This is a genomic window from Congregibacter sp., from assembly GCF_045107095.1.
In the GTDB taxonomy this organism is placed as follows: Bacteria; Pseudomonadota; Gammaproteobacteria; order Pseudomonadales; family Halieaceae; genus Congregibacter.
This window is the reverse complement of record NZ_JBGCFU010000118.1, coordinates 1-3,549: the sequence shown is the minus strand read 5'-3', so window position 1 is coordinate 3,549 and position 3,549 is coordinate 1. Positions and strand designations below refer to the sequence as shown.

5 protein-coding genes are annotated in these 3,549 nt (G+C 53.8%); all 5 read right to left on the bottom strand.

From position 1 onward, the window contains the following. Positions 1-400: 400 nt before the first annotated feature. Entirely contained in the window at positions 401-1,366 is a 966-nt protein-coding gene (locus AB8B76_RS14315; protein WP_405273496.1) for a glutathione S-transferase family protein, read from the bottom strand. 25 nt (positions 1,367-1,391) lie between these two features. Next, positions 1,392-1,811, bottom strand: coding sequence for a DoxX family protein (locus AB8B76_RS14310; RefSeq protein WP_405273495.1), 420 nt, complete (start codon positions 1,809-1,811; stop codon positions 1,392-1,394). Between the two features lie 183 nt (positions 1,812-1,994). Further along, positions 1,995-2,222 (bottom strand): hypothetical protein, encoded by a 228-nt coding sequence (locus tag AB8B76_RS14305; RefSeq protein ID WP_405273493.1) that lies wholly within the window; start codon positions 2,220-2,222, stop codon positions 1,995-1,997. Between the two features lie 34 nt (positions 2,223-2,256). Beyond that, positions 2,257-2,874 (bottom strand): isochorismatase family protein, encoded by a 618-nt coding sequence (locus tag AB8B76_RS14300; RefSeq protein ID WP_405273491.1) that lies wholly within the window; start codon positions 2,872-2,874, stop codon positions 2,257-2,259. Positions 2,875-2,921: 47 nt separating this feature from the next. Next, positions 2,922-3,549, bottom strand: a 628-nt coding sequence (locus AB8B76_RS14295) for a pirin family protein (RefSeq protein WP_405273489.1), incomplete at its 5' end; no start/stop codon positions are given.

The following is a 3,549-nucleotide window of genomic DNA, read 5'->3' as shown; positions in this document are numbered from 1 at the left end:
CCATGAATGACTGCTTCTGAGTATGCTCTCAAATGTTCAATACTTTAGGTGATGAGGCCTATCGAGGCTATCAGACCTCAGTCCTGTCCGGGGGACACACGCATGATCTCGCAGCGATATGGTCATCTTGACGACCAGCATTTGCAGATTGCTGAAGATTCAGTGTGGGGAGGATGATGAACAAGGAAAATAAATCAAATCAAATCAAATCAAAGTACGCATGACCTTATGGCTTTCTTGCTGAGGCTGATTAGAGTCTCATCGAAGTCGCGTTCCTTACCGGTTTTTCAGAGCAGAACGGGTTTAACTGAGCGTTCAAGCGTTGGGCAGGTGAGACGCCGCGTTCTTATCGATTGAGCGCCCCTGTGCGCTGATCTGGTTGATCCAGATTGTTTATTGTTCAGTCGTTGAAAGCCAGTAGTTTGGCGATGTGATCGGGAAGCCCCGGCCTGATTCCCGACGGGTTCAACGTCTTAATCGAGTAGTACCCGCGTGTGATGTGATCCATATTCACGGTGGCTCGGATGTTGGGCAGCTCTAATATTTTCTGTAGGTAGGCTGAAAGCCTGGGATAGTCAGCGATGCGCTTGCGATTGGTTTTAAAGAGTCCGTGGTAGGCGGCATCAAATCGAATTAGCGTTACGAAGAGGCGTATGTCAGATTCAGTGATTCTGCTACCGAAGAGGTAGTCACGGGTGAGCCGGTCTTCGAGTTCATCCAGCATTTCGAACACGTCTTGAACGGCCTGATCGTGAGCACCCTGTGAACCTGCAAAACCAGCCCTATAAACGCCATTGTTTAGCTTCTCGTAGATTCGTGTGTTCAGCGCATCGATCTCGTCAGCGAACTCGCGTGGGTAAAGCCGAACTGATGAAGACGCGAGAGATTCGAACGCCGTATCGAACATGCGGACGATATCGGCACTCTCGTTGTTGACCAGCACATTCTGATGTTCGTCCCAAAGCACTGGTACGGTAGCGCGACCCGTGTGGTCTGCGTCAGCTCGCGTATACAATTGATGGATGTGAGAATAGCCAAATAGCGGATCGTCGTCTGCACCCGGATAGCCACCAAAGCTCCACCCTTGGTCACCCAAGGTGGGGTTCACAACCGTGACGGGTATCAGATCAGCCAAGTTCTTGAGTTTACGCGCCATGAGTGTCCGTGACGCCCAAGGGCAGATCAATGCCACGTAGAGTCGATAACGTCCTGCCTCGGCTTTGAACCCGCCCTCGCCGGTAGGGCCAGGGCTTCCATCCGCTGTTATCCAGTTTCTAAAACCCGATATCTGGCGTATGAACTGGCCCTGATCGTCGGCCTTTTGAACCGGTTGCCAGTCCGCTGACCATTTTCCGTTAACAAGCATTGATCATTCCCCCTATTTGTTCTCGTTAAGCAGGTTGCGCGACAGGCTTTGCGCGTGACGGTTGCAGTGCATAGGCGCCGCCTCCCAGCATGGCGATCGCGAGTTGGACGACTGCCCAGAAAAGTGGGAACTCCCAGCCACCTCCGTTGTTTGAAAAGGCCCATCCATTGCCGGCGTGGGCCCAGGTGGCGCCAAATAGAATTGGCAGGGTCGCCAGCGCAATCGTGCGGGTCGCGATCCCCAATAGCAGTCCAACGCCGGCAATGATTTCGGCCATCACGATCAGATAGGCCAGCGGCCCCGGCAGACCAAGGCTTTCGAAGTAGCCAACGGTTCCGGGCATCGTGAAGACCAATACCTTCAAGAGTCCATGTGCGATGAATAGACCGCCAGAAGTCAGGCGGAGGGTTGTAGCTGCGTAAGATGTCATCGTTGAGTCAGTCATTTTTCTTCTCCATTGCTGTTGGTACTTAATGCGCGTACGCGCGTTTAGATTTACTTCGGAAACTCGCTGCTGTGCTGTTCCGTCGGTGTTGATGAGTCAGAGCTTATGGAATGTCCGGAGCAAACTATTGCTCGTTAATGCCAGATTCTTGTCCGATCGCGCCAAACACCGTCGAGGTCGCTATCAGCGACGTAGCCAGTCGCCTGCCAGAAAGTTCATTAGTGGCATGATCAGGTACGACATGAACACCACCATCAAACCGACTGAGGCAATCACCGAGAAAAGGTGATGGTCAGGCAGGGCGCTCTGAAGCGTCGGTGGGATGGTGTAGACCGGTATGAGCAGCCCCACGAAGGTCAGAAGTGCAAGCTTGTGGCGCTTCGGCGGGCGTTTGTCTGTTTGTGTTTTCACGTTGTGGTCTCCGCTGCGATTGTGTGGAATCGGTCTACGTACTTGCTCGGACCTGACCGACCAGGATCGACCAGTCCATGCCCAGCGCGGCATACACATCACCCGCTTTTTCATTGGCGTTGTCTGCAAGGATTTCGACCATCAGACTTGCCCCATCTGCTACGACAACGCCAGCTTGCGTGAGGCGCAGCAGCGCTGTTTCGCGTTTGGTCATATTGAAGGTGCCGCTGGCATCTACTGCGAGATAGGCCTCGAAACCTTCGCGCAGCGCGCGCATGGCGGGGAAGGCAGCACACACCTCAAGCGAGACTCCTGCAAAGATCAACTTGGATCGCCCGGTTGCTCTTATGGCCGCCTCAACGCGAGGGTCATCCCACGCATTTACCGTCGTGCGATCGATGAATTTTTGGTTGGGCAGGGCATCCTGTAGTTCTGGAAACGCAGGACCCCATAACGTCTCTGCAGAAGTCGTTGTCGTAATAATTGGCAGACCGAGAGCATCTGCGGCCTTAGCGAGTCCCACAACATTGTGTTTGAGCTCTGCGATCGAGTAATCACGTATGCCCGTCATCAGGCCGACCTGGTGGTCAACCAGTAACAGTGCGGCGTTATCGGTAGTAAGCGGCGTAGGATTCAAGATAGCTGTATTCATATTCATATCCTCTTTTGGTTTCGGTTTTGGTTTTGGTTGGAAGCGGTTTAGCTGATGGCGCCAAAGCGACCGGCCGCGTAGGCAGCCTCGGCCTCCTCGATTTCTGTTGGGGATCCCATGACAAGCGGGCCTCGCTGCACATAGGGTTCGTTAATAGGTTCCGCCTCGAAAAGGGCGAAGTGCGCGGCCTCCCTGATATTGCTCTGCAGCACGATTTCCACAGTCGGGCCATTTGGAAAGGTGCTGACTGTCAGTGCCTCGCCGTGCTTGAGTGTGTGGGGCGAGCCGTCCACTGATACCTTCAGGTCTCCATCGATGGCATGTATCCAGGCATTGCGATTTGTGCTCAGTCGATGAGAGAACTCGCCCTGTTCGAGGACATGCCCATCTAGAATGGTCATGGAAGAGTCCAACCCACTGCTGCCAGTAACGCCATTTGAGCTACCGACTGCGACATGAACGCGGTAGTTTTTTCCTGACAAAACAGGCATATCTCCGCGGCGGACCAGAAGAGACTCCGGGGTGTCATGACGTTGCTGTTGCGTTAGATTCACGAACACCTGAAGACCGTGAATTCGAGACCCGGGCCGCGGTGCTTCATCGTGCAGTGCGCCACTTCCGGCCTTCAGCCAGTAGAGATCCCCAGGTTGAAGATCGAAGTTGTTTCCAAGGGAA